This window comes from Rhodoferax ferrireducens (assembly GCF_031458075.1).
Classification (GTDB): Bacteria; Pseudomonadota; Gammaproteobacteria; order Burkholderiales; family Burkholderiaceae_C; genus Rhodoferax_B; species Rhodoferax_B ferrireducens_A.
The window spans coordinates 394,121-419,740 of the sequence record NZ_JAVDXT010000002.1 but is presented as its reverse complement, the minus strand read 5'-3'; the positions used below and the strand labels follow the sequence as shown (position 1 = coordinate 419,740).

General features: G+C 66.5%; 25 protein-coding genes. 14 read left to right on the top strand and 11 right to left on the bottom strand.

Annotation, left to right across the window (positions count from 1 at the left end; genetic code table 11):
- Positions 1–27 precede the first annotated feature (27 nt).
- Entirely contained in the window at positions 28–942 is a 915-nt protein-coding gene (locus tag J2X19_RS10955; RefSeq protein WP_310373164.1) for a dihydrodipicolinate synthase family protein, read from the bottom strand.
- A gap of 166 nt (positions 943–1,108) precedes the next feature.
- On the opposite strand from J2X19_RS10955, the gene J2X19_RS10950 reads away from it, so the two are divergent.
- Positions 1,109–1,771: a GntR family transcriptional regulator gene (locus tag J2X19_RS10950; RefSeq protein WP_116603802.1), complete on the top strand. Its 663-nt coding sequence runs from the start codon at positions 1,109–1,111 to the stop codon at positions 1,769–1,771.
- Positions 1,772–1,872: 101 nt separating this feature from the next.
- On the opposite strand, the gene J2X19_RS10945 is transcribed toward J2X19_RS10950, so the two are convergent.
- Positions 1,873–2,811 (bottom strand): LysR family transcriptional regulator, encoded by a 939-nt coding sequence (locus tag J2X19_RS10945; RefSeq protein WP_310373163.1) that lies wholly within the window; start codon positions 2,809–2,811, stop codon positions 1,873–1,875.
- A gap of 107 nt (positions 2,812–2,918) precedes the next feature.
- Here J2X19_RS10945 and J2X19_RS10940 point away from each other — a divergent pair, with 107 nt between their 5' ends.
- Complete coding sequence (locus J2X19_RS10940; RefSeq protein WP_116603804.1) at positions 2,919–4,439, top strand: CoA-acylating methylmalonate-semialdehyde dehydrogenase; 1,521 nt, start codon at positions 2,919–2,921, stop codon at positions 4,437–4,439.
- 51 nt (positions 4,440–4,490) lie between these two features.
- Here the strand turns inward: J2X19_RS10940 and J2X19_RS10935 are convergent, their stop codons facing one another.
- Positions 4,491–5,177 (bottom strand): DUF3334 family protein, encoded by a 687-nt coding sequence (locus J2X19_RS10935; protein ID WP_116603805.1) that lies wholly within the window; start codon positions 5,175–5,177, stop codon positions 4,491–4,493.
- A gap of 225 nt (positions 5,178–5,402) precedes the next feature.
- On the opposite strand from J2X19_RS10935, the gene J2X19_RS10930 reads away from it, so the two are divergent.
- The 3 genes from J2X19_RS10930 (at position 5,403) to J2X19_RS10920 (ending at position 8,385) form a co-directional block, all read left to right on the top strand.
- Positions 5,403–5,702, top strand: coding sequence for a flagellar basal body protein (locus J2X19_RS10930; protein WP_310373162.1), 300 nt, complete (start codon positions 5,403–5,405; stop codon positions 5,700–5,702).
- Between the two features lie 123 nt (positions 5,703–5,825).
- Complete coding sequence (locus J2X19_RS10925; protein WP_116603807.1) at positions 5,826–7,577, top strand: response regulator; 1,752 nt, start codon at positions 5,826–5,828, stop codon at positions 7,575–7,577.
- Positions 7,555–8,385, top strand: a complete 831-nt coding sequence (locus J2X19_RS10920; RefSeq protein WP_116603808.1) for an urease accessory protein UreD — start codon at positions 7,555–7,557, stop codon at positions 8,383–8,385. The genes J2X19_RS10925 and J2X19_RS10920 overlap by 23 nt, the downstream gene beginning before the upstream one ends.
- 217 nt (positions 8,386–8,602) lie before the next feature.
- Here the strand turns inward: J2X19_RS10920 and J2X19_RS10915 are convergent, their stop codons facing one another.
- From J2X19_RS10915 to J2X19_RS10895, 5 genes are all read right to left on the bottom strand, one after another.
- Complete coding sequence (locus J2X19_RS10915) at positions 8,603–9,685, bottom strand: adenylate/guanylate cyclase domain-containing protein (RefSeq protein ID WP_116603809.1); 1,083 nt, start codon at positions 9,683–9,685, stop codon at positions 8,603–8,605.
- 76 nt (positions 9,686–9,761) lie between these two features.
- Positions 9,762–11,000: an alanine transaminase gene (gene alaC, locus J2X19_RS10910; protein ID WP_116603810.1), complete on the bottom strand. Its 1,239-nt coding sequence runs from the start codon at positions 10,998–11,000 to the stop codon at positions 9,762–9,764.
- Positions 11,001–11,103: 103 nt separating this feature from the next.
- A complete protein-coding gene (locus tag J2X19_RS10905; protein WP_310373161.1) occupies positions 11,104–11,379 on the bottom strand; it encodes a hypothetical protein in 276 nt (91 codons plus the stop codon).
- Positions 11,380–11,416: 37 nt separating this feature from the next.
- Positions 11,417–11,617 carry a hypothetical protein gene (locus J2X19_RS10900; RefSeq protein ID WP_310373160.1) on the bottom strand — a complete coding sequence of 67 codons (201 nt, stop codon included), beginning with the start codon at positions 11,615–11,617 and terminating at the stop codon, positions 11,417–11,419.
- Between the two features lie 74 nt (positions 11,618–11,691).
- Entirely contained in the window at positions 11,692–12,540 is an 849-nt protein-coding gene (locus J2X19_RS10895; RefSeq protein ID WP_310373159.1) for a helix-turn-helix domain-containing protein, read from the bottom strand.
- Positions 12,541–12,613: 73 nt separating this feature from the next.
- Here J2X19_RS10895 and J2X19_RS10890 point away from each other — a divergent pair, with 73 nt between their 5' ends.
- Entirely contained in the window at positions 12,614–13,981 is a 1,368-nt protein-coding gene (locus tag J2X19_RS10890; RefSeq protein ID WP_310373158.1) for a cytochrome P450, read from the top strand.
- 122 nt (positions 13,982–14,103) lie between these two features.
- Complete coding sequence (locus J2X19_RS10885; RefSeq protein ID WP_116603815.1) at positions 14,104–15,015, top strand: EamA family transporter; 912 nt, start codon at positions 14,104–14,106, stop codon at positions 15,013–15,015.
- On the opposite strand, the gene J2X19_RS10880 is transcribed toward J2X19_RS10885, so the two are convergent.
- Positions 14,999–15,991 (bottom strand): tripartite tricarboxylate transporter substrate-binding protein, encoded by a 993-nt coding sequence (locus tag J2X19_RS10880; protein ID WP_310373157.1) that lies wholly within the window; start codon positions 15,989–15,991, stop codon positions 14,999–15,001. The genes J2X19_RS10885 and J2X19_RS10880 overlap by 17 nt on opposite strands.
- 136 nt (positions 15,992–16,127) lie before the next feature.
- On the opposite strand from J2X19_RS10880, the gene J2X19_RS10875 reads away from it, so the two are divergent.
- From J2X19_RS10875 to fahA, 4 genes are all read left to right on the top strand, one after another.
- A complete protein-coding gene (locus tag J2X19_RS10875) occupies positions 16,128–16,841 on the top strand; it encodes a TetR/AcrR family transcriptional regulator (RefSeq protein ID WP_310373156.1) in 714 nt (237 codons plus the stop codon).
- 170 nt (positions 16,842–17,011) lie between these two features.
- Complete coding sequence (locus tag J2X19_RS10870; protein WP_310373155.1) at positions 17,012–17,809, top strand: cyclase family protein; 798 nt, start codon at positions 17,012–17,014, stop codon at positions 17,807–17,809.
- 124 nt (positions 17,810–17,933) lie between these two features.
- On the top strand, positions 17,934–19,079 hold the full coding sequence (locus J2X19_RS10865; protein ID WP_310373154.1) for a porin: 1,146 nt from the start codon (positions 17,934–17,936) through the stop codon (positions 19,077–19,079).
- 12 nt (positions 19,080–19,091) lie between these two features.
- Complete coding sequence (gene fahA, locus J2X19_RS10860; protein WP_310373153.1) at positions 19,092–20,378, top strand: fumarylacetoacetase; 1,287 nt, start codon at positions 19,092–19,094, stop codon at positions 20,376–20,378.
- 65 nt (positions 20,379–20,443) lie between these two features.
- On the opposite strand, the gene J2X19_RS10855 is transcribed toward fahA, so the two are convergent.
- Both J2X19_RS10855 and J2X19_RS10850 read right to left on the bottom strand, forming a co-directional pair.
- Entirely contained in the window at positions 20,444–21,814 is a 1,371-nt protein-coding gene (locus J2X19_RS10855) for an HDOD domain-containing protein (RefSeq protein ID WP_310373152.1), read from the bottom strand.
- A gap of 65 nt (positions 21,815–21,879) precedes the next feature.
- On the bottom strand, positions 21,880–23,307 hold the full coding sequence (locus tag J2X19_RS10850; protein WP_310373151.1) for a M20 family metallopeptidase: 1,428 nt from the start codon (positions 23,305–23,307) through the stop codon (positions 21,880–21,882).
- 120 nt (positions 23,308–23,427) lie between these two features.
- Between J2X19_RS10850 and J2X19_RS10845 the strand changes: the two genes are divergently transcribed.
- The 3 genes from J2X19_RS10845 (at position 23,428) to J2X19_RS10835 (ending at position 25,608) form a co-directional block, all read left to right on the top strand.
- On the top strand, positions 23,428–24,345 hold the full coding sequence (locus J2X19_RS10845; protein ID WP_310373150.1) for a LysR family transcriptional regulator: 918 nt from the start codon (positions 23,428–23,430) through the stop codon (positions 24,343–24,345).
- Between the two features lie 97 nt (positions 24,346–24,442).
- Positions 24,443–25,420: a Bug family tripartite tricarboxylate transporter substrate binding protein gene (locus J2X19_RS10840; RefSeq protein ID WP_310373149.1), complete on the top strand. Its 978-nt coding sequence runs from the start codon at positions 24,443–24,445 to the stop codon at positions 25,418–25,420.
- A 38-nt stretch (positions 25,421–25,458) separates the two neighbouring features.
- Positions 25,459–25,608: a hypothetical protein gene (locus tag J2X19_RS10835; RefSeq protein WP_405048638.1), complete on the top strand. Its 150-nt coding sequence runs from the start codon at positions 25,459–25,461 to the stop codon at positions 25,606–25,608.
- Positions 25,609–25,620 lie beyond the last annotated feature (12 nt).

Sequence of the window (25,620 nt, the reverse complement as noted above, 5' to 3'; positions counted from 1 at the left end):
GTCTTCGGCCGCTCGGTGGGTGGACTCTTAGAGCACGGACTGGTACTTGGCAGGCCGGGTCGCCAGCGCCTTGGCCACCACGCCTTCGATGAAGGCGCGCTCTTCGCCAATCAGCGGCAGGCGCGGGCGGCGCATGTGCTCGGTGCCCACGCCGACCAGTGCGTCGATGAGCTTGAGGTTTTGCACCAGCTTGGTGGACACGTCCAGATGCAGCATGGGCGTCATCCATTGGTAGAGCTTCAGCGCTTCGGCCCACTCGCCGGCTTGCATCAGGTCGTACAGGGCCACGGTTTCGCGCGGGAAAGCGCAGCCGACACCGGCCAGCAGGCCGTCGCAGCCCAGAGCCAGACCCTCGAAAGCCAGATCATCCACGCCCAGGAACAGCTGGTAGCGCGTGCCCACGGTGTTGCGCAGGTCGGTGATGCGGCGGATGTTGTCGGTGCTTTCCTTGATGGCGACGATCCATTGGCAGTCGGCCAGCTCGGCCATGTGCTCGGGCTTCAGGTCCACGCGGTAGGCGACAGGGTTGTTGTAGACCATGATGGGCTTTTGCGCGGCGTTGGCCATGGTGCGCACGTTGAGCATGGCTTCACGGGCATCGGCCACATAGATGACGGACGGCATGACCATGAAGCCGTCTACGCCCAGCTTGTTCGCGCCCTCGATGTAGCGCAGGGCTTCGCGGGTGCTGGTTTCGGACACATTGGCCAGCACCGGGATGCGGCCTTTGGCTGCTTTCAACGCAATGTCGGCGACCTGCAGCTTTTCTTCCAGCGTCAGGGTGCTGGCCTCGCCCAGCGAACCGCAGGTGACCAGGCCGTGGATGCCGTTGGCGATCTGGAACTCGATGTGCTTGGCCGTGCCTTCGGCATCAATGCTTTCATCGGCGTGGAACTTGGTGGTGATGGCAGGGAAGATGCCTTTCCAGCGGGGGAGCGTCATGGTGTGTGTCCTTGGTAAATGGGTGGTTGGAGAGCTGAACTGTAGCAGTCTTAATATATTAACGACATATTTAAAATATCTTGTTAGGGTTTTAAGCAGCTTGCGTGCCAGCTTTTTTTGGTCCAATGCACCAATGCAATGCAATTAATGGCTTGCCCACACCACCATGCCCAAACTCCCCGCCCCTCCCTTGCCCAAGCGCCGCGCGGCCGACATGGCCTACGACGCGATAGAGACGCTGATCTCCACCCTGCAGTTGGCCCCCGGCAGCCCGGTGGTGGAAGCCGATATCGTCGAGCTGACGCAGCTGGGCCGCACGCCGGTGCGCGAGGCGCTGCTGCGCATGGTGTCGATTGGTTTGATCGTGCAGCAGCCGCGGCGCGGCCTGCTGGTGTCGCACATCGACCTGGCCGACCACCTGGACGTGGTGCAAACCCGGCGGGTGCTGGAGTGCCTGATTGCCGCCTGCTCGGCGCGCCGGGCCACGGCCTTGCAGCGCAAGGACATCCTGCGCTGCGCCGACAAAATGGTGCAGGCCGCCACGCGCGGCCATCTGGTGGACTACATGGCCGCCGACCTGGCGCTGGACCAGGTGAACCACCAGGCCAGCCACAACCATTCGGCCGTGAAGGCCGTGGTGCCGCTGATCGTGCAATGCCGGCGCTTCTGGGTGGCCTACCAACACGAGGGCGACATCATGGAAGCTGCGCAGGCGCACATGGACCTGGCCCAGGGTATCGCCACCGGCGACGAAGCCGCAGCCGTGGGCGGCGCCACCCGGCTGATGGACTATCTGCAGGGCTTTGCGCGGCGCGTCATAGACAACTAAATTGCTCCTATTTTTAACATTAAAAATAAGAGCATCCTGCGCAGATAAAACCTGCGCTAGCGGCCTATTTCATGCCTAAGAATAAGCCTTAAATTGGCGATTTAAACCTCGTCCAACCCCTGGGCAAATCCCTGCGCCAGGGCCTGCCGCAGGTAGTTCACAAACGCCGTCACCGCGCGCGGCACATGGGCGGTGTAGGGACGGATGGCGTACAGCTGGTCCGCATAGCCCCCGACCAGCTGCCAATCCGGCAGCACCGGCACCAGCTTGCTGGCACGCAGGCTGGCGGGCAGGCTGAAGTCCGGCAACAGCGCAATGCCCAGGCCGGTCACGGCCGCATCGCGCAGCGCCTCGCTGTTGTTGGCCGACAAGACGCCCGACACCGGCACCGTCACCCGCTCATCCCCCTGCGCAAAGGTCCAGGCCGGCGTGTCCTGGGCGCGCGGATAGTGCAGGCAGCTGTGGTCGCGCAGGTCCTCGGGCCGCAGCGGGGTGCCACGCTTGCGCAGATAGCCGCGGCTGGCCACCAGTACCGAGCGGGTGGCGCACAAGGTCCAGGCCACATGCGTGTCGGGCGGTGCGGCCGTATGGCGAATCGCCAGGTCGAAACCTTCGGTGGCCAGGCTGGACAGGCGGTCCGACAGCTCCAATTCGAGGCGCACATCCGGGTATTCGCGCAGAAAGTCGGCCAGGCGCGGCACCAGCTGCTGGCGCGCAAACGCCACCGGCGCCGTCACGCGCAGCAGGCCGTGCGGCGCATCGGCCAGGTCACGCACTTGGGCAAAGCTCTGGGCGATCTGCTCGAACGAGGCCCGGGTGTCGTCCACCAGGCGCTGGCCGGCCTCGGTCAACCGCACGCTGCGGGTGGTGCGGCGCACCAGGGGCACGCCGGCCATCTGCTCCAGGTCGGCCATGCGCTGGCTCATCGCCGCCTTGCTGACGCCCAGCCGCGCCGCCGCCGCCGTGTAGCTGCCCTGCTGGGCCAGCACGGTGAGCCAGTGCAAATGGCTCCACAGCTCATTGATCTTTTGCTCGTTCATGACCCTATTGTTCACCATTCTGAACAATCAATTCAAATTTTCGGCCTTGTAGCACAGGGGGCGAGTCCATAAACTGCAAGTCCGCACTACACAACGAGACACCTACCATGTCCTACACCGATAACACCGAAGTCGCCCAGTACATCCAGGGCCAACGCAGCACCGGCACGGGCACCCGCACCCAGCCCGTGTACAACCCCGCCACTGGCGCCGTGGCGCGCCAGGTGCGCCTGGGCAATGTGCAGGACGTGGACGCTGCCGTGGCGTCCGCCAAGGCCGCCTTCCCCAAGTGGTCCGATACGCCGCCGATCCGCCGTGCCCGCGTGATGTTCAAGTTCCTGGAGCTGCTGAACCTGCACAAGGACGAACTGGCCCACATGATCACCGCCGAACACGGCAAGGTGTTCACCGACGCCCAGGGCGAAGTCGCCCGTGGTATCGACATCGTCGAATTCTCCTGCGGCATCCCCCAGCTGCTGAAGGGTGACTTCACCGACCAGGTCTCCACCGGCATCGACAACTGGACGCTGCGCCAACCCCTGGGCGTGGTGGCCGGTATCACACCGTTCAACTTCCCCGTGATGGTGCCGATGTGGATGTTCCCGGTGGCGATTGCGGCCGGCAACACCTTCATCCTGAAGCCCAGCCCCACCGACCCAAGCCCCAGCCTGTTCATCGCCGATCTGCTGAAGCAAGCCGGCCTGCCCGACGGCGTGTTCAACGTGGTGCAAGGCGACAAGGAAGCCGTGGACGCCCTGCTGGTGCACCCCGATGTGAAGGCCGTGAGCTTCGTGGGCTCCACCCCCATTGCCAACTACATCTATGAAACCGGCGCCCACCACGGCAAGCGCGTGCAGGCCCTGGGCGGCGCGAAGAACCACATGGTGGTCATGCCCGACGCCGACGTGGACCAGGTCGTCGACGCGCTGATCGGCGCAGGCTACGGCTCGGCCGGCGAACGCTGCATGGCGATCTCGGTCGCCGTGCTGGTGGGCGACGTGGCCGACAAGGTCATCCCCAAGCTGCTGGAACGCACCAAGACCCTGAAGGTGCTGAACGGCACCAATCTGGCCGCCGAAATGGGCCCCATCGTCACCGCCGCCGCCCATGCCCGCATCAGCGGCTACATCGAGCAAGGCATCAAGGAAGGCGCGACGCTGCTGGCCGACGGCCGTGGTTTTGACGGCAGCAAGGCCGGCGACGGCTGTGGCGAAGGCTTCTGGCTGGGCGGCACGCTGTTCGACAACGTCACGCCCGACATGAAGATCTACAAGGAAGAAATCTTCGGCCCGGTGCTGGGCTGCATGCGCGTGCCCGACTTCGGCACCGCCGTGCAACTCATCAACGACCACGAGTTCGGCAACGGCGTGGCCTGCTTCACCCGCGACGGCAACGTGGCCCGCGAGTTCGCCCGCCGCATCCAGGTCGGCATGGTCGGCATCAACGTGCCCATCCCCGTGCCCATGGCCTGGCACGGCTTCGGCGGCTGGAAGAAGAGCCTGTTCGGCGATATGCACGCCTACGGCGAAGAAGGCGTGCGCTTCTACACCAAGCAAAAATCCATCATGCAGCGCTGGCCGGAAAGCATTGCCAAGGGCGCCGAGTTTGTGATGCCGACCGCCAAGTAAGCACCACCACTGCAAAAGCCTCCACCCGTGTCACCACGGGTGGAGGCTTTTTTACATGCCCAGGGATTTGAGGAAATCGTCGGTATCGGTGTCGGCCGCAGGGGCTGGCGGCCGGGGCGCTGGCGCACCGCTGTGCGACTGGGCCATCAGCGCCGCCGCGTCGGGGATTTCCACTTCGAAGTCCACCAGCTTGATGAACTCGGTGCGGTCCACGGCCAGCTCCAGGTAGAAGATATTGTTCTTGGCGGTGTAGAAGGTCACCCGGCGGGCCTCGGGTTTGTCGAGGTTGGCGTCCACGCTCATGATCACCTGCTTGTTCAGCACCAGCATCTTGGGCTGGTTCTGGGTGATCTGGGTTTGCAGTTCCCGCCGCACCTTGCCGGTGAAGTCGCCCACCACCTGGTTCATCAGCTCGCCCATCACGTTGCTGACCTCGTCCGAAGTGAAGGACGTCACCAGATCGGCCTTGGACATGCCCATGTTCAGCAAATAGGTCTCGTACAGCTCCATCGCCGCCTGGGCCGTGAAGTTGATGATCACCAGGCCCGAGAAGCCGCCGTCGAATAGCACAAAGCAGCCGATGTCGGGCTTCAAGCAGGTTTTGCTGATGCGCTGCACCATGCCGGAGTAATGGATATGGCTGCCGGTCGCAACGTTCAACACCCGGCTCACGGAATTACACAGGCTCAGCAACAGATCTTCGGTGCCAAATACGATGGGAGGTTCTTGCATGCTCATGGTGTTCTTGTCGCCTGGGATTGAGAAACGGTAAGTGGCAGAGCATAGGCGATGTAAGCACTTGTAGAGCGGCTTTTGCAGCGCGTCGCGCGCCAGCAACTACCGCCAAGCCCTACATACAAAGGGTTCTGCGCAACTTAATTCACACCCGCTGGCTTGCCCCGGCCCTGGCCCGGCTTTTAAAATGCACTGCAGCGGACATGTGTTCCGCAAAGGCCTGACTGTATGAACTCGATCTCCGCCATCTCGCTGTCTGGCCTGCAAGCCGCCCAAACGCGGCTCAATTCCTCCGCCCACAATATTGCCAACGGCCAGACCGAAGGCTTTCGGCGCCTGGAAGTGCAGCAGCAAACCCAGGCCGACGGCGGCGTCAGCACCCAGGTGGATCGGGCGGCCGCGCCAGGCGAAGCGCTGGTAACCGATGTGGTCGACCAACTGCAGGCCAAAAACAGCTTTCTGGCCAACCTCAGCGTCTTCAAAACCAACGACCGCATGCTCGGCGCGTTGCTGGACGCCAAAGCCTGAGCCCTCTAGGGTCAGCCCGCTGCACAGCCGCCGCGGACTCTGCCACACTCCGGCCCTAGGAGACGATCCGTACCCTGCCACCGCCCTACTCTGCCACTCCGTTTTGCCATTGCAGGCTGCCCCATGAAACCAGTGGACCCACGCCCCGACGATCTCTCCACCTGCCAGGCGATGGTGATTGACAGCCATGCGACCTCGCGCTCTATCCTGGTCGCCCAGCTCCGCGATTTCGGCGTAGGCAAGGTGGTGCAGTGCCTGAGCACCGCCCATGCGCGCCGCCTGCTGGAACACGAACGCTTCGACATGGTCTTGTGCGAACACCAGTTCGATTCCAGCTCCTCGTCCGGGCAAGACCTGGTGGACGATCTGCGGCGCAACCAGCTGCTGCCGTTTTCTACCGTCTTCATCATGGTGACGGCCGAGGCCACCTACACCAAGGTCGCCGAAGCCGCGGAATCCGCACTCGACGGCTACCTGCTCAAACCGCACAGCGCCAACAACCTGGGCGAACGCCTGTACCAGGCACGTGCCCGCAAGATCGCGCTGCGCGGCATCTTCGAGGCGATCGACGAAGGCGACTTCGAACGCGCGGCCGGCCTGTGCGTCAGCCGGTTCGAGGCCCGCGCACCGTATTGGCTGTACGCCGCGCGGGTGGGCGCCGAGCTGCTGCTGCGCACCGGCCAGTACGACAAGGCGCAAACCCTGTACGAAGCCGTGATCGCCGCCAAAACCCTGCCCTGGGCCAAGCTGGGCGTGGCCCGCTCGCTGCTGGACGGTGGCCAGACCGCCAAGGCCACCAGCGCGATTGAAAACCTGCTCGGCGAGAACCCGAACTACGCCGACGCCTATGACATCCTGGGCCGGGCCCAGTTCGAGCTGGGCAAGTACGAGCTGGCCATGAACTCCTACCAGATGGCGGTGGACATGGCGCCCGACTCCATCAGCCGCTCGCAAAACCTCGGGCTGATGATGTACTACGTGGGCGACCGCAAACAGGCCGAGAAAGTGCTGGAACGCACGGTGCGCCTGGGGCTGGACTCCAAGATGCTCGACTGCCAGACCCTGGTGCTGCTGGGCTTCATGCGGCTGGAAGCCAATGACCGCAAAGGCTTGCAGCGCTGCTGCGACGACTTCAAGCGGGTGGTCGAGCGCTGCACCGATACAGCGCGCGGCCAGCGCCTGTCGAACATCATGAGCACACTGATGGACATCCTGGAGCACCAGTCGGCCCAGGCCGTCAGGACCATACGCGAACTCGCGCGCAGCGTGAAATCACCGGAATTCGACTTCGAATCAGCCTCCAACCTGCTGGCCCTGACCAGCCTGCTGGCCCAGAGAACCATCCAGCTCGACGAGGTGAACGACATGATCGACACCCTGGGCATGCGCTTTTGCACCACCAAGCCGCTGAGCGAACTGCTCGCAGGCTCGGCGGGCAGCTTCCCCAGCTATGCAGACCGCATCCGCGCCTGCCATCCGCAGATCGCCAAGTTCACCGAAAGCGCCATGTCGCTGAGCCTGCGCGGCGACCCCAAGGGCGCGGTGGAAGACCTGATTTCGCACGGCAACAGCACCTTGAACGGCAAGCTGATCGAAACCGCCTATCTGGTGCTGCAGCGCTACGGCGAGAAGATCGACGGCCACACCGGCCTGCTGGCCACCGTACAAGAGCTGCGCACCCGCTTCGCACCGGCCAACGCCCGCTCGGTGCTGGGCGACCCGAAGCGCCAGGCCGGCGAGCTAATACTGCGCACCGGCGGCACCGCGGCGCGGGCCTTGCCCGGCATGCAGCCAGTGGCGCCGCCCGAGCCTCGCCACGCCATAATGAACACTGCTCTTACCGATAAAACCAATGCCCTGGCACGCCCGTCTTGACCTGAATTACCGCCTCGAAGCCCACCGCAGCATCGCCCGCCACCAGCACACCGGCCCGCTGCGCATCCTGCAAAGCCTGTACCCCGAAGGCGACGGCATCTGCCACAACGTCTTGGTGCACCCACCGGGCGGCCTGGTCGGCGGCGACACATTGGACATCCAGGTACAGGTAGAGCCCGGCGCCCACGGCCTGGTCACCACTCCCGGCGCCACCCGCTTCTACCGTTCGGCCGGCGAACCAGCACTGCAAAACACCCAGATCCACGTGGCCGCTGGCGGCCGCATGGAATGGCTGCCCACCGAGGCGCTTTGCTACAACCAGTGCCTGGCCGAAAACCGCTTGCGCTTCCACCTGGAACCCGGCGCCGAACTGATAGGCTGGGACGTCACCGCCTTCGGCCTGCCGCAAGCGAACCAGCCCTTTGTGCAGGGCAGCTTCTGCCAGCACCTGGAACTGCCGGGCGTCTGGCTGGAGCGCGGCCGCATCGACGCCAGCGACACCCGCCTGCTCGACAGCCCGCTGGGCCTGGCCGGCCACAAATGCATGGCCTCGATCTTCTTTCTGGCCGGCAGCAAGCTGGACAACGCACGCCGCGCCCAAGCACTGGACGTTGCCCGCCAGGTGATCGATAGCCACCCCCTGCACCCCAGCGCTGGCGCCACCAGCCCCGACGGCCAGGTGGTCGTGGTGCGCGTACTCGCCCCCTTGGTAGAGCCGGCCATGGATTTGGTGAAACAGGTCTGGGCCGCCTGGCGTGCCCACTTCTGGCAGCTATCCGCCACCCGCCCCAGAATCTGGGCAATGTAGACGAAATAGGCCTCTAGCGCAGGTAGCACCTGCACGAGCAGCTATACAAAAGATAGTAAATGGATACAACAAGCCTGGAGCAGCCAGGCTGAGAACAGCGTCCAAAGACGAGACTGTCTGTTCGTGAAACACCGCGGAACTGGCTCCGCCAGGCCGCCGGTGTTGCCCCCTGCAAGGGGGTTGGCGAAAACACGAAGTGTGTAGCCTGGGGGTGTGCCTAAGCCTGCCCTACCAGCATCTGCACAAACATCTGCAGCTTGGTATTCGTCTCGGTACCCAGCGCGGTGAACTCCAGTCCGGCCAGCACCAGGCCATCGGCATGCGAGATCTTCATCACCCGGGCATAGATGTCGGTCACCGGGTATTCGACCAGGGTCATGTCGAAGTTCAGCTTCACGTCGAAGCCCACTTCCAGCGGCAAGTCCAGCTCCAGCAGAACGCCGTGGTAGCCGATGTCGAGGATGTGCGCCTTGATGGGGTTGGGCAGCACGGTCGTGCCTTCCAGAATCTGCAGGCTGCAGGGGATGCGCACCTCGGCCCGGTGGCTACGGCGGAACTCCTGGCGCGGCACTTTGAGGTGCATGCTGGGGATGGCGATCAGCTCGCGCAGCTTCACTGGCACCAGCTTGCCCGCCACAAACACATCCACTGGCTCGGTGGCCGACACCGTTCCATTGCTGCGCTTGTAGGTGTTCTCGCTGATCAGCACCTGGCCGCGCAGGCTGAAGGATTCGATGCGCGAGGCCAGGCTGACCTCGTTGCCGATCACCGTGTACTGCGAAAACGACTCGGAGCCAAAACGCCCGACCATCACCGAGCCGGTGTTGATACCTATGCCCATGTACAGCTCGGGCATGCGGCCGCGCTGGTATTGGTCGTTCAGCAGGCGCATGGCCAGCTGCATCTCCACCGCGCAGGCCATGGCCCGCATCACGTCGTCGGGCCGCTCGGCATGGGCGCCAAACAGCACGGTCATCGAATCGCCGGTGAACTTGTCGATACTGCCTTGGTAGCGCGCAATCACATCGCTCATGCGCTCCAGGCACAGGTTCAGCATGGTGACGATGGTGCCGGCCGGGTGGGTGGCCGTCAGCGCGATGAAGCCGCGCAAATCGGCGACCAGGATGGTGACCTCGCGCTTCACCACCGCCAGCTCCTGGCCCGCAACCGGCTCGCCCAGCGCTGCATCCATGATGGCCGTCAATTCGGCATCGACCGCGGGCGTGACCACGGTACCGGTTTCACGCGCCAACAGCGCCCGCAGGCGACTTTGCGCCTCCATCCTCGAATCAGTTTTCATGCGGTCAGACGTTCCAAGTAGGTTGAGCAAGATGCAAGATGCGCTGTTCCGAGAATAGTGTGGCGCTGGGGAGCGGTCAAGCTGCAACACCCTGACTGGGCAGCGGGCTGGCCATCAGGCCGTCGGCCTTGAACATGGATTTGATGCCGCGCACCGCCTGGCGGATGCGGGCCTCGTTCTCGATCAACGCAAAGCGTACATGCTCGTCGCCATGGTCACCAAAGCCAATGCCGGGCGACACCGACACCTTGGCCTTGGCCAGCAGCTGCTTGGCAAATTCCAGCGAGCCCAAGGCCCGGTACGGCTCGGGAATGCGCGCCCAGATGTACATGCTGGCCTTGGGGCAATCGACTTGCCAACCGGCGTCGGTCAGGCCTTTGTACAGCACGTCGCGCCGCGCCTGGTAGGTGGCGGCGATCTCGGCCACGCAGCTCTGGTCGCCCTCCAGTGCGGCGATGGCGGCCACCTGCAGCGGCGTGAAGGTGCCGTAGTCGTGGTAGCTCTTGATGCGCGCCAGCGCCGCTACCAGGTCGGGGTTACCGACCATGAAGCCAACCCGCCAGCCTGCCATGTTGTAGCTCTTCGACAGGGTGAAGAACTCCACTGCGATATCTTTCGCGCCCGGCACCTGCATGATGCTGGGGGCCTTCCAGCCGTCAAAGACGATGTCGGCATAGGCCAGGTCGTGCACCACGAAGATGTCGTGCTTCTTGGCCAGCGCAATCACCTTCTCGAAGAACGGCAACTCCACGCACTGCGCCGTCGGGTTGCTGGGGAAGCCCAGCACCATCATCTTCGGCTTGGGGTAGCTGCCGCGGATGGCTTTTTCCAATTCGGCGAAGAAGTCGACGCCCTCGGTCAGCGGCACGCTGCGGATGTCGGCGCCGGCAATCACCGCACCGTAGATATGGATGGGGTAGCTCGGGTCGGGCACCAGCACGGTGTCGCCGCGGTCCAGCGTGGCCAGCATCAGATGCGCCAGGCCTTCTTTCGAGCCAATGGTGACGATGGCTTCGCTGTCGGGGTCGATGTCGACCGCGTAACGGTCCTGGTACCACTTGCTGATGGCACGGCGCAGGCGCGGTATACCCTTGCTGGCCGAATAACCGTGGGTGTCGGGCCGCTGCGCGACCTCGGTGAGCTTGGCCACGATGTGGGCGGGTGTGGCGCCATCGGGGTTGCCCATGCTCATGTCGATGATGTCTTCGCCACGCCGGCGCGCAGCCAGTTTCAGCTCGGCCGTGATGTTGAAAACGTAGGGGGGCAGGCGGTCAATGCGCGCGAAACGGCGCTTGCCTGCAGAAGATGCAGCCATGGTAATAAATCTCACGTAAGCGCCCGGAACCGTCCGAGCGACGTGGTGCGCAATGGGGCGCACCGGAGCAGATAGTAGCCGAAGAAATCGCTGCTGCAGCGCTTCAAGCGCGGGTATTCAACAGGCGGCCAATAGTTTGGCTGCTGCCGCGCAGCTGGCGCTCGTAGGTGTCGTCCAGCTGCTTGCTACGGTTGCTGAGGTTGGTGGCGTAGTCCTGGCTGCTGCGCGCTACGCGGTCCATGCTGTCGGCCTGCTGGCGCAACTCGTTGGCTTTGGCCTGGGCTTGCTCGGCATCGCGCCGCGCCTGCATCACCCGCGAGGGGTCGGGCGCGGGGCTCACCGAGGGGACTGCAGCAAAGCCGGCGCTGATGGTGGCCATGGCGCGCTCTGTGGTCGCTCGATGGCGGAATCGGGGCTCAGGCCGTGGTGTTGAGCAGGCCGCCGATGGTCTGGCCCTGGCCATTCACCACCGGCGCCGGTTTGGTCTGCTCCAGCTTCTTGGCCGCCGCCTCCTGCTGCTGGCGCACCGCGCGGTTCTGCGCTTGTTGCGACTCATCGGTCTGGGTGGTTTGCGTCAAAGTCTGGCTGTACTGCCGCGAAACTGGGCTGATTTCCATGACGGGCTCCAGGAGTGGTTACAGGATTTTACGATTGCGGGGTGGGGAGCGCAATGCAGGCGATTTGGCCCGTTTTAGCCCCAGATGCGGTAAATCCAGAAGCTCTCGTCCTCCAGCATGCGCCGGCGCAGCACCTCGGGGCTCAGGCCGGTGACACGGCGCGCCTCGCGGCAGAAATGCGACTGGTCGGCATAGCCCGAGCCGGCCGCCAGATCGGCCCAATCCACGCTGCCCGCGGCCACCGCATCGCGCGCCTGGAAGAACACGGCTTCGGCCCGGCTGCGGCCTTGCAGCTGGCGCAGGGTCTGGCCGGTCCAGGCCTTGATGCGGCGCTCGGCCTGGCGCAGGCTCTGCCCCATGCCCGAGGCCATGGCCCGCAGCGCCAGGCCCTGGGCCCAGTCCTGGTAGCTGCGCACCGGCACCGCACCCAGCTGGCGCGCCGCCTGCCAGCGCGGGGCGATGAAGGCCTCGATCAGCCGCACCCGGCTGGCGTCGTCGCCGGCCTGCAGCACGGCTTCGGCCATCACGCACCAGTCGGCGTCCAGCACCTGGTGCAGGGCCAGCGTGCGGTCCACCAGAGCGCCCACGTCCACACCGGTCAAGGCGTGCAGAGCGTCGGGCATCAGCATCAGCATGAAACCCTCGGCCGGACCCGGATTGCGCGACACCGTGGGCCGGCTTTGCGGGCCGAAGAAGGCCACGCGCGGCAGCCGCTGCGGGGCCGTGTCGCCATCGCCGGTGGGCAATTGATAGCTCTCGCCGTGGCTGAGCCAGGAGATGCCGCACAAGGGCGTGGCCGGAAAGTAGTTCAGCCGCTGCAGCGGCTGCAGATCGGCGCCCAGGGTGCTGCGGCTCACGTAGGCGCGCACGCAGGCCGCCAGGCCGGCACTCGGGGCGATCAGGGCGGCGCGGGGCTGGGTCATCTAGCCAGTTTAGTGCGCAGGCGGTGTCGCAATCGTTCAATACGGGCGGATTGGCAGACGGCATAGTCGCGCCATGTCTTTCACCCTGCTCCCTCCCGGCCCACGCCAGCACGGCTTCGGCCTGCCCCTGCTGCGCCAGATGCGCCGCGACTACCTGGGCCTGGCCCGCCAGATGCACACCACCTACGGCGACGCGGTGTACACGCGCATCGGCCACGAGCGCACCTATGAGTTCTTCCACCCCGAGCTGGTGCGCGAGGTGCTGCTCGACCCCAGCCGCAGCTTCATCCGCTGGGAGCGCGGCACCCAGGTGTTTGCCGAGGTGCACGGCCAAAGCGTGCTGGTCACCGAGGGCGACACCTGGCAGCGCCAGCGCCGCATGCTGCAGCCCGGCTTTGGCCCCAAGCGCATGGCCGGCTATGCGCAGCACATGGCAGCGGCCGCCGCGCAGGCCCTGGACGCGCTGCCGCCCCAGGCCCAGCAGACGGTGGACTACGGGCACCTGATGACCCAGCTGACCATGGACGTGGTGCTGCGCACCCTGTTCAGCCAGCAGATCCAGGCCGCGGGCCGGCAGGAATCGCTGGCCGCCGAACAGGCGGTGCAGGTGCTGAGCCGCCTGGGCATGGAAGAGTTCTTCTGGCCCGCCAGCCTGCCGTATTGGCTGCCGCACAAATGGCCGGCCCGGCGCGCCAAGCGCACGCTGGACACGCTGGTGCGCCGCCATATCCAGCAGCGCCGCGCTGAGCCCCCAGGTGTCGAAAAAACCGACCTGCTGGGCATGCTGATAGCCGTGCGCGACGAGGCCGGCGACCAGGGCGCCCTGAGCGAGCAGGAGATCCACGACCAGTGCATGACCATCTTTCTGGCCGGCCACGAAACCACGGCCTCGGCACTTACCTGGTGGGGCCACTGCATGGCCAGCCAACCCGCCTGCGCGCAACGCGCCCAGGAGGAAGTCGACCGCGTGCTCGGCCAGCGTCCACCGCGTTATGAAGACCTGCCGGCCCTGCCCTACCTGGCCCAGACGCTGAAGGAAAGCCTGCGCCTGTACCCGCCCGCGGCCTCGCTGATCAGCCGGCGCGCCACCCGGCCGGTGCAGGTCGGCCCCTGGCAGCTGCCGCGGGGCGCGCTGGTGCGCATCACGCCCTGGGTGCTGCAGCACGATGCACGCTGGTTTCCCGAGCCCGAGCGCTTCGACCCCGAGCGCTTTTCCGACGCCGGCCAGGCGGCCCAGGTGCGCGGCAGCTACCTGCCGTTTGGTGCCGGGCCACGGGTCTGCATCGGCAATCTGTTCGCCATGACCGAGATGCAGCTGGTGGCGGCCATGCTGCTACAGCGCTTCCAGCTGACCCCGGTGGCCGGCCCGCCACCGCAGCCGGTATTGAATGTCACCCTGCGCCCGGCCCAGGGCTTGCGGCTGCAACTGCAGCGCCGCTGAATTTATAAAAATAAGACCTGCAGCGCAGATAACACCTGCGCAAGCAGCTACAAAAACAATAGTAACAAGCACTGTCAGCGGCTGGCCCGACAATAGCGGCTTTCCACTGCCTGCCTGTTCCTATGCCGACTGCTCTGCCGCTGCGCCACCTTTTGCTTGCCCTGGCCGTGGTGGCCGTCTGGGGCACCAATTTTGTGGTGATCAAGGTGGCGCTCGCGCACTTTCCGCCGCTGTTGCTAGCGGCCCTGCGCTTCACCCTGGCGCTGCTGCCGGCGGTGTTCTTTCTGCCACGCCCGGCCGTGTCCTGGCGCAACCTGGCGGCCTACGGCGTGCTGATCGGCGTGGGCCAGTTTGGCGTGTTGTTCGTGGCCATGCAGGCGCAGATTTCGCCGGGCCTGGCCTCGCTGGTGGTGCAGATGCAGGTGTTCTTCACCATCGCCCTGGCCATGCGCATCACCAAGGAAAGGGTCCAGCCGTTTCAGTGGTGGGCGCTGCTGCTGGCGGTGGCCGGCATCAGCGTCATCGTGCTGCACACCGATGGCAGCACCACGCCGCTGGGCCTGGCGATGGCGCTGTTCGCGGCGTTGTGCTGGGGCGGCGGCAACACGGCGTCGCGCCAGGCCGGCCGGGTGAACATGCTGGCCTATGTGGTCTGGTCCAGCGCCTTTGCGGCGCCGCCGCTGATCCTGCTGTCGCTGGTGTTTGAAGGCAGCCATGCCTGGTGGACCAGCATGCAGAACGCCGATCTGCCGAGCTGGCTGGCGGTGGTCTGGCAGGCCTGGGGCAACAGCCTGTTCGGCTATGCGGTATGGGCCTGGCTGCTGGGCCGCTACCCGGCCGCCACCATCAGCCCCACGGCCTTGATGGTGCCGGTGTTCGGCATGGGCACGGCGGCCTGGTGGCTGGGCGAACCGCTGCCGACCTGGAAGCTGGTGGCCGCCGGCCTGGTGATGCTGGGCCTGGCGCTGAATCTGCTGTGGCCGCGCTGGCGGCCGCCGGTGGCCCCGGCCCAGGTGCTCAAGACTCGGCGGTAAACCCGGTCTGCTTGATCAGGCCGCGCCACTGGTCGGCATCGGCCTTCAGCATCTGGGCCAGCTCGGCCGCGCTGGACGGCTTGATCTCCAGCCCGTACTGCTTGCCGTACTCCACCAGATCGGGCTGGGCCAGCGCCGCCTGCACACCTTCGGACGCGCGCTTGACCGTCTCGGGCGTGGCCTTGCCGGGTAGAAAAAAGCCATACCACTCGCGCACCCGCAGGGGGTAGCCCAACTCGGCCAGGGTCGGCACCTGGGGCAGGAATACCGAGCGGGTTGGCCCCGCAATCGCCAGCACCCGCAGCTTGCCGGCCCGGACGTACTGCAAGTCGTCGCCGATCGGCCCCCAGAAGGCCGATATCTGGCCGCCCAGCAGATCCTGCACGCCGGGCACCGTGCCACGGTAGGCGATATGCCGCAGATCGGCCTTGGCCATCTGGCCCAGCAGCACGCCCACCATGTGCGGCATCGAGCCGGCACCGGGGCTGCCGAAATTGGCCTTGTCGGGATTGGCGGCGGCCCAGGCCAGGAAATCCTTGAAAGTCTGCACGCTGTCCGGCACACCCGGGCCTACGGCCAGGCCGTGGTCGATGGTGGCGCCCAGCGATACCGGTGCCAGCTCTTCCAGGGTGTAGCGCAGCTTGGGGTAGGTATAGGGGTAGATCGACAGCATGGACGAGGGCGTAAGCAGCAGGTTGGTGCCGTCGGCCGGGCTGTCGCGCAGCGCCAGGATGCCAATCTGCCCGCCCGCGCCGGGCTTGTTCTCCACCAGCACCGTGCCCGCATAGTGGCCGCGCATCTTGTCGGCCACGCGACGGGCCAGCACGTCCACCGTGCCGCCGGCCGGAAAGCCGGAAATGATCTTCGCCACATCGGGCATGGGCACGGGCTTGGTGGCCTGGGCCTGGGCCAGCGGAGCCAGGCCGGTGGGAACGAGGGCAGCAAGCAGCTGGGTGAATTGGCGGCGGGTGGTCATGGTGGGTGTCTCCAGGGAAGGTCAAACAAAGAGTGCAGGCGTAAAGTGCAAAATAATTGTACGAACGTACAAATATCTTCGAAATCAGTATTTGTACGAGTGTTCAATTTTCTTGTACAAGTGTATAAACCTGTTTATGCAAAACCAAAAACCTCCTTCCAGCGCCCGCAAAACCCCGGCAGCCCGGCGCAGCGCCGCGGCCGAACCCGGCGAAGCCGCGCTGTCACCCAACCGCCAGCAGAACATCCTGCTGGCCGCCGAACAGCTGTTTGCCGCCCGCGGCTTCCACGGCGTGTCGATCCGCGACATCGCCGACGAGGCCGGCGTGCCCCTGGCCCTGGTCGGCTACTACTATGGCCCGAAACTGGCGCTGTACCACGCAATATTTCGCGAGCGGGCCGGCTACATCGGCGAACGCCTGGAATCCCTGGCCGCAGCCCAGCGCAGCGCCGCACCTGGCCAACTGCTGGAAGAAATCGTCAAAGCCTTTGTGCTGCCAGTGCTCAAGGTAGCAGCTCTGCCGGCCGGACACAACTTTCTGCGCATCCTGTCGCGCGGCATGAACGACCACCTGGAAGAAGACGAGCCCGTCATCCGCGAGCTGTTCGACCCGCTGGCCCATGCCTTCATCGACGCCCTGGCCGCCGCCCTGCCCCAGGCCACGCGCAGCCAGGCCGCCTGGTGCTACCAGTTTGCGCTGGGCGCGCTGCTGCACCATGTGAACGACCAGCGCATCGAACGTCTGTCGCTGGGCCAGAACCAGCCCGGCGACTCCGAAACCGCCGGCCCGCTGCTGGTGGCCTTCATCACCCACGGCCTGCGCGGCGCCTGCGCCGCACCCACCCACTGAGGCAGCGCCGTGACCTGCAGCGCCACCGGTATCGATCGGCCATGAGCCCGTAACCGCACCGGGCGCCCGCGCCCCTTCGCCCCCCAATGTGCCCGCAGGTGCAGTCGCCCGTGGACTGCGCCGGGGATGTGCTCGCCCTATACGTCCTATCGCTACCCACAGGAAACACCATGCCCCGCAGCTTCATCGACATCTCCATGCACCTGGAAAACCACGTGCCCTCCGACCCGCCGGGTCTGGGGCCGAAGATCCACTACATCGACCACCAGACCAGCTACCCCGACATGGCGCAGTTCTTCCCCGGTCTGCAAAAACAAGACATGCCCGACGGCGAAGCCTGGGCGGTGGAAGACGTGCAGCTCAACACCCACAACGGCACGCACCTGGACGCGCCCTGGCACTTTGCCTCCACCATGGACGGCGGCCAGCGCGCCATCACCGTCGACGAGGTGGACTTGAACTGGTGCTTCCAGCCCGGCGTGAAGCTGGACTTCCGGCACTTCCCCGACGGCTATGTGGTGCAGGCCGCCGATGTAGAGGCCGAGCTGGCGCGCATAGGCCACAGCCTGCAGCCGCTGGAGATCGTGCTGGTCAACACCAGCGCCAGCGCCGCCCACGGCACGCCGGCCTACACCCGTTCCGGCTGCGGCATGGGCCGCGAGGCCACGCTGTATTTGCTGGAGCGTGGCGTGCGCCTGACCGGCACCGACGCCTGGAGCTGGGACGCGCCATTTCCCCAAACCGCCCAGCGCTACGCCGAGAGCAGCGACGCCGGCATCATCTGGGAAGGCCACAAGGCCGGCCGCGAGATCGGCTACTGCCACCTGGAAAAACTGCACAACCTGGCGGCCCTGCCAGCCCACGGTTTTTACGTGAGCTGCTTCCCGGTGAAGATCCGCGCCGCATCGGCGGGTTGGACCCGCGCGGTGGCGATATTTGACCCTGCCTTGCAGGCCAGCGCGCCATGAGTCCATAGGGGCCTGCGCCCCCTCCTCCCTCCGAAATTCCCCGCTTCGGAGCAGTCGCCCGCCGACCGCTCCGGGGATGTTCTCGCCCTGAAATTTACCAACCCAAAACCACTGGAGACAAAAAATGTTCAAGCAAGCAAACCCCACCATCCTCGCCACCGCCACAGCCGCACTCTTGGCCTGCGCCGGCGCCGCCCACGCCCAACCCGCCGTCGGCAACGGCGTACAGCTCTATGGCCTGGTGGACAACGTGGCCGGCCGCTTCACCGGCGCCATCGGCGGCGTGAACGCGCAGAGCCAGAGCGTCAGCAAGATCGAAGGCGGCGGCATGTCGACCAGCCACTGGGGTCTGCGCGGCAACGAAGACCTGGGCGGCGGACTCACTGCATCCTTCGAGCTGTCGGCTTTCTTCCGCAGCGACACCGGCGCCGGTGGCCGCAGCGATGCCCTGCCAGCGCCGGTCAACGTGGCGGCCGACCCCTTCTTCTCGCGCGCTTCCTGGGTCGGCCTGTCCAGCCCAACCTGGGGCCGGCTGCGCATGGGCACCATCATTTCGCAGCTGTTCCTGAACACCATCAACTCCAACGCCTTTGGCGACTCCATGACCTTCGGCCCGCTGCCGCTGGCCACCTTTACCGGTGGCGTGCTGGGTGGTGGCACCAGCTGGACCAATTCCCTGGTCTACGACACGCCGACCTATGCAGGTGTCTCGGCCACGCTGGCGCGCTCGCTGTCCGAAGCCCAGGGCGGCGGCAACGTGGGTGCGCGCATCGGCTACGCCAACGGCCCGCTGGCCACCTCGCTGGTCTGGCAGAACGTGAAGAAAGACCCGCAGACCTTTGCCGACGGCACGACCGCCAACGACACCACGGCCTGGCAGCTGGCGGCCTCGTACGACTTCGACGCCGTGAAGCTGTTTGCCCACGTCGGCCACATCCAGAACAAGGGCACCAACATCGCGCCGCAGAACGTCGGCTACCGCGTCTGGGACCTGAGCGCCAGCCTGCCGGTGGGTGCCGGGCGGGTCCTGGCCGGCTACGCCGTACGCAAGACCAGCGACACCGCTGCGCCCGTGCCCGCCACTGTGGCCGGCGGCAATGTGGAGCGCAGGATCTTCAGCCTGGGCTACGACCACAACCTGTCCAAGCGCACCGATGTCTACACCATGCTGATGCATGACAGCACCCAAACCCGCACCCTGCCTGTGCCGCTGCGCGTCATCGAAGCCAGTGGCAACAGCTACGGCATCGGCATCCGCCACCGGTTTTGAGGACCTACCACCATGCTCAACGAAACCCATGACCCCTCGCTGCACAGCTGGGTGGCCTCGGCCCAGGTGCCGGGCTGCGACTTCCCGCTGCAAAACCTGCCGCACGGCGTGTTCCGCCGCCAGGGCAGCAGCGAGCCCTGGCGCGGCGGCGTGGCAATTGGCGACGCCATCCTGGACCTGGCGGCGGCCCATGCGCAAGGTGTGTTCAGCGCTGCTGCCGACAGCGCGGCCCAGGCGGCCAGCGCCGCCAGCCTGAACCGCCTGATGGCGCTGGGCCCGGCTGCCTGGTCGGCCTTGCGGCTGGATCTGTCGCGCCTGCTGCGCGAGGGTGCGCCCCAGGCCCTGCAGCTGCGCGCCTGCCTGTTTCCGCAGGCCCAGGCCGAATACGCGGTGCCGGCGCGCATCGGCGACTACACCGACTTCTTCACCTCGCAGTACCACGCGCTGAATGCCGGCCGCATCTTCCAGCCGCAGAATGCGCTGCTGCCCAACTTCAAATGGCTACCCATCGGCTACCACGGTCGGGCCTCCAGCGTAGCCATCAGCGGCAGCGCGGTACGGCGGCCGCAGGGCCAGACCCGTGCGCCAGACGCGGCCACACCCCAGTTTGGTCCCACGCAGAAGCTGGACTACGAGCTGGAGCTCGGCGTCTTCGTCGGCCCCGGCAACCCGCGCGGCACGGCCATTGACATCGACGCTGCGGAGCAGCACGCGTTCGGCCTGTGCCTGCTGAACGACTGGTCGGCGCGCGATGTGCAGGCCTGGGAATCCATGCCGCTGGGCCCGTTCATGGCCAAGAACTTCACCACCAGCATCTCGCCCTGGATCATCACGCTGGAGGCGCTGGCGCCGTTCCGTGTGCCGCTGCCGCGCGAGGCCGGCGACCCTGCAGCCCTGCCCTACCTGCAGTCGACCCAGGTGCAGGCACTGGACATCCAGCTCGAAGCCTGGCTAACCCCGCCCGGCGCCGGCCAGGCCACGCGTTTGTCGCGCACCAGCTACCGCCACGCCCACTGGACGGTGGCCCATATGCTGGCCCACCACGCCAGCAATGGCTGCAATCTGCAGCCCGGCGACCTGCTGGGCACCGGCACCCAGTCGGGCCCGACGAACGGCGAGCAAGGCTGTTTGTTGGAGCTGAGCCAGGACGGCAGGACGCCAATCATCCTGGCCGACGGCAGCCAGCGCAGCTATCTGCAGGACGGCGACACGCTGACCCTGCACGGCTGGTGCGAGCGGCCCGGCCAGGCGCGCATCGGCTTTGGCAGTTGCGTGGGCAGCGTGCTGGCCGCGGCGTAAATTTATGAAAGAAGTGGCTCTGGCGCTGATCTAACCTGCGCCAGCAGCTATTGAACTTATAGCAATCAGGCAGCCGGCTTGGCGGGCGCCTCGCGCAAGGTGTTCTCGGCCGCCCAGGTCCAGGCCTGGCCCGACAGCTCCTGCACCCGCGCCGCGCTGCCAAAGCCGTCGGCCTCGGCGCTGGCGTCGCTGGCGGTCTGGCTTTCAACCTGCTGGGCGGTGCGCAGGTACAGGTACCAAGGGCCGGTCTGCTCCAGCAAGGCCTGGCTGGCCTCGGGCGGCAGGCTCAGGGTGGCGGCCACTTCGGCCGGCTCCATCTTCAGGATCAGGCCCAGCATTGAGGCCAGGCCCAGGGTGAAAAAGCGGCCGGGCTCCTTTTCGCCGCGTTCTATGGCCAGCAGCTCCAGCAGGCGCGAACGCCACAGGGCGACCTCCTGCAGCGCCGACGACAGCTTGCGGCTGCCGGCGAACTGGGTCAGCATCAGCGACAGCCAACGCTGCAAGTCGTTGCGGCCCAGCATCAGCACTGCCTGGTCGATGCTGGCCACGCCGCCCAGGTGGGCAAAACTGGCGCTGTTCATGCGCTGCAGCAGCCGCACCGAGACGCTGATGTCGCCCTTGATGGCACTGACGATCAGGGCGGTATCGGCCCCGGCCGACAGCTGGCCGAGCAGTTGGGAGAGCCGCCCCACCTCGGGCAGCAGCGGCGCCACCCGCTTCACCGGCGTCGCCAGCACCGGCGTCGCCAGGCTGCCACTGGCCAGGCGCACGCCGCCTTGCAAGGCTTGCTCCAGGTCTTCCACGCTGGCCAGGTCGGTGGCGATCACCGGAATGTCTTTGTCCGCGTCGGGCCGGGCGCTGAGTACCTCCATCAGCCCGGCCACGGTCTGCTGGGCCGCAGGCCGCACCAGCGCGTAGTCGGGCTTGGCGCCCAGGTCGTAGGCCGGGTCCCAGGCCAGCTTGGCCCCCACCGCCCGGAACTGCGCGGCCACCGCGGCCACGGCATCCAGGGCTTCGGGGGACAGCGGCTGGGCCGGGTCGAAGTCCAGGCCGATCAGCGTGCCGGTTTCGTTCTTCGGCACCGCGGCATGCGCCAACCAGGCGGCTGGCACGCGGGCAAAACCTATGCGTCCACCCAGCGCCACCAGCCGGGCCGAGACCAGCACCGCCGCCACGTGGGCGGCCTGGCCCGCGCTGTCGCCGCTGCGCGCCAGACTGGCCAGCGCCTTGTCGCCGATACGGAACTCGAAGCCCGCCACTTCGCCGCTGGACGCCATCAGCGGGCGCCGCGCCCCCAGCACCGTGGGCGCGGGCCGGATCGCCGGCATCACGACGGCGGGCTTCTCTTTCTCTATTTCTGCAGCCGGCGGCGCGGCATCCGGTGCCGGAGCCGATCCCAGGACTTTGGAAAGCGCGCGTTTGAAGAGGGAAGTCATGGCGTAGTAGGTGCAAATGGCATGAGGCCCACTTTATCGCTTCTACCCGCGCTTGTTGAAAATTGTTACTTTCCCTGTGCCATGACCGCCGTCCGCTGTGCCACGGCAATGGCCGCACCGTCGTCGCCTAGGTCCCAGAACAGGCCGGCCATCAGCTGCAGCGACTCGCGGGCCACGCTGCCCAGCAGGTGTTCGTTGGGCGCGTGCTGGGCGCATGCCGGGTAGGAATGCGGCACCCACAGCGTGGGCTGGCCCAACACGTCGGCAAACACGTCGTTGGGCAGAGTGCCGCCCAGGTTCGGCAGCAGGGCCGGCGGCTTGCCGGTGCTGCGGGCGATGGAGGCCAGCGCCCAGTGCACCCAGGGGTTGTCCGGATCCAGCCGCGTGGCCTCCATCAGTTCACCGCTCTGCATGACCTCCACATCGCCGAAGCCCTGCGCGTCCAGGTGCGTGCGCAAATGCTGCAGAAAGCGGCTGCTGTCGCTGCCCACCACGTAGCGGATCTGGCAGTGGGCAAAAGCCTGGCCGGGGATGGCGTTGACCGGGGCATCGGGGTTGCCGGTCTTGAAGGCCAGCACCTCCAGGCAGTTCCAGCCGAAGACGCGCTCAGTGGGCGTCAGGCCGGGCTCGCCCCAGCCGGCATCCACCGCCGGGTCGCCCGGACCGCCGCCGACGGCGATGGACTGCAAGGCCTGGCGCACGTTGTCGGGCAGGCTGTCGGGCAGCAGCGCCGGCACCAGGATGCGGCCCTGGGCGTCGACCAGCGAGGCAATCGCATGGGCCAGGCGGATGCCGGGGTTGCACAGCAGCCCGCCCCAGTTGCCCGAATGGTGGCCTGCGGGGCGCAGCGCGATGCGCAGGTCGAAATTGAAGCCGCCGCGCGAACCCAGGAACAGCGTGGGCCGCTGGGCCGCCACGCGCGGGCCGTCGGAGGCCAGGAACAGATCGGCCGCCAAGGCCTCGCGGTGCAGCTCGCAGACCTGGCGCAGGCCGGGCGAGCCGGTTTCCTCGCCCATCTCCAGCAACAGCTTCAGGCTGTAGCCCAGGCGGCCCTGGCGCGCGGCCAGCACCTGGGCCAGGGCGGCGATGTTCACCGTGTGCTGGCCCTTGTTGTCGGCCGTGCCGCGGCCATACCAGTGGTCGCCCTCCACCGTCAGCTGCCAGGGGTCCAGGCCGGCGCGCCACTGGCTGGCGTGGCCGCGCACCACGTCGCCGTGGCCGTAGCTGAGCACGCTGCAGCCGGCATCCGGCTCGGCCCGCTCGGCAAACAAGAACGGGTTGCCGCCAGCCACCGGGTTCGGCCAGACCACGCAGACAAAGCCCAGGGCCTGCAGGTCGGGCACGATCTGCTCTTGCAGATAGGCGTTCAGCTCGGGCGCGCGCGCGGCTTCCTGGCTTTCGGTGGCGTAGGCGACGCGGCGCGCCAGCACTTCGCGGAAGCGGCCATCGTCAAAAAAATCGGCGGCCAGCGCCAGGGCGCGTTCTCGGGTCATGCGGGGTCTTTCACGGATGGGGATTAAGTCTGAGCGTAGGCGCCGTCACCACATCGCACAATTATTTTATTTTCAACATACCATTGCCAATTTGGCAAATCACACGCATAAGGAACCGCCATGCACGCCCACCAATTGCAGGACACCGCGCTGCGCTACTTTCTGGAAGTGGTGCGCGGCGGCTCGCTGACCGAGGCCTCGGCGCGGCTGCATGTGGCGGCCTCGGCCATCAGCCGGCAGATTGCCGGACTGGAGCAGTCGCTGGGCACGGTGCTGTTCGAGCGCCAGCCGCGCGGCATGGTGCCGACTGCGGCCGGCGAGATCCTGGCCGCCCACGCGCGGCGCAGCAGCCTGGATGCCGAGCACGCGCTGGAAGAAATCCAGGCGCTGCAAGGCCTGCGCTCGGGCAAGGTGCGGATGGCGATCACCGAGGGCTTTGCCAGCGCGTTCCTGCCGCCGCTGATCATCGAATTCCGCCAGCGCTATGCGCGCATCCAGTTCCAGGTGGACGTGACCGCGCCCGCCGAGGTGCCGGTGCGGGTGCGCGACGGCGATGCCGATATCGGCCTGACCTTCAGCCGCGCGCCCGAGCGCGACATCAAGGTCGAGCACCGCCAGTCGGCGCCCATCCTGGCGCTGATGCACCCCGACCATCCGCTGGCCGGCAGCAAGGCCCTGACCCTGCGCAGCCTCAGCGCCTACCCGCTGGCCCTGCCCATGGCCGACACCACCTTGCGGCAGATGATAGACATCGCCTGCAGCCGCCAGCAGCTGCTGCTGGAGCCGGTGCTCAACACCAACTACCTGGCCACCTTGCTGGGCTTTGTGCTGCAGGGCGGCGGCATATCCGTGGCGGGCGAGGTGTCGGTGCGGCAGCTGGTGGCCGCGGGCCAGCTGGTGGCGGTGCCGATCCGCGACCATGGCATGGAGCTGCGCGACATCGAGCTGCAAACCCTGGCCGGCCGCACCCTGCCGCATGCGGCGCAGAGCTTTCTGGACCACATCAAGCTGCACCTGCCCTCTGACACCAGCGCCTGATTTGCCGATACAGCAAAGATAGCTTTCAAATTCTCTTATTGTTGCAAAGCTTGCTTATTCCTACGATGGCAGCACTCCCCACTTTGCACGCCCCACCATGTCCTACCCCGCCCGCATCCTGAGCACCGTTTTACTGGCGGCGGCTGCGCTCACGCCTTTTGCCGCCCAGGCCCAGGCCTACCCGAGCCGGCCGATCAAGCTGGTCGTGCCCTTCGGCCCCGGCGGCGCCACCGACATCGTGGCCCGCACTATCGGCGAGCGCTTGCAGGCACGCCTGGGCCAGCCGGTGATCGTGGACAACAAGCCCGGCGGCAGCTCATTGATCGGTGCCGACCTGGTGGCCAAGGCCGCGCCCGACGGCTACACCTTGCTGGTGTCGGGCTCGTCCACCTACAGCGTGGCGCCGGCGCTGAAGGACCACATGCCGTATGACGTGAAGAAGGGCTTGACGCTGCTGGCCCTGGTGGCCAAAACCTCGCTGGTGCTGGTGGCCGGCCCGGCCAACCACGCCAAGAACCTGGCGGAGCTGATCGCCCAGGCCAAGGCCAAGCCCGACAGCGTGACCTACGCCACCTTTGGCGCGGGCTCGGCGCCGCACCTGGCGGGCGAGATGTTCGCCCACGAAGCCGGCATACAGCTGCTGGCCGTGCCCTACAAGGGCAGCAGCCAGGCCGCCATGGCCTTGCTGGGCGGTGAAATCAGCGTGGCGTTTGACACCATTGCCTCGGTGGGCCCGCACATCAAGTCGGGCAAGCTGCGCGCCCTGGCGGTGACCGATTCGCCGCGCTCCAGCGCCCTGCCCGATGTGCCGACTCTGGCCGAACTGCAGCTGCCCAAGGCCAGCTTCGGCGGCTGGTACGGCGTGGCCGCGCCCGGCGGCACACCGGCGCCCATACTGCAGGTACTGGCGCGCGAACTGGCCGCCGTGATGGCCTCGCCCGAAGTCATAGAGAAGTTCAAAGCCAACAGCCTGGAGCCGGTCTACCTGGACGCAGCGGCCTTCAACGCCAAGGTACAGTCGGAGATCGCCACCTACACCGCCGTCGGCAAGCGGGCGAACATCACGCTCGACTGACCCCGGCCTTTGTCCATGCCGCGGCTGGCGTGCCGGTCATGTGCAAATGGCCGGTGGACGTGTGCATCCTGGTCGCCGCGCTGGTGATGGCCGACCCGGCGCGGGTGGCCTATTCGGTGCTGGGCGCGCTGGTGCTGAATGCGGTGCTGGCGGTCAACCACCGGCCTGGCCGCTACATGGGAAATTGAATGCCAAATCAG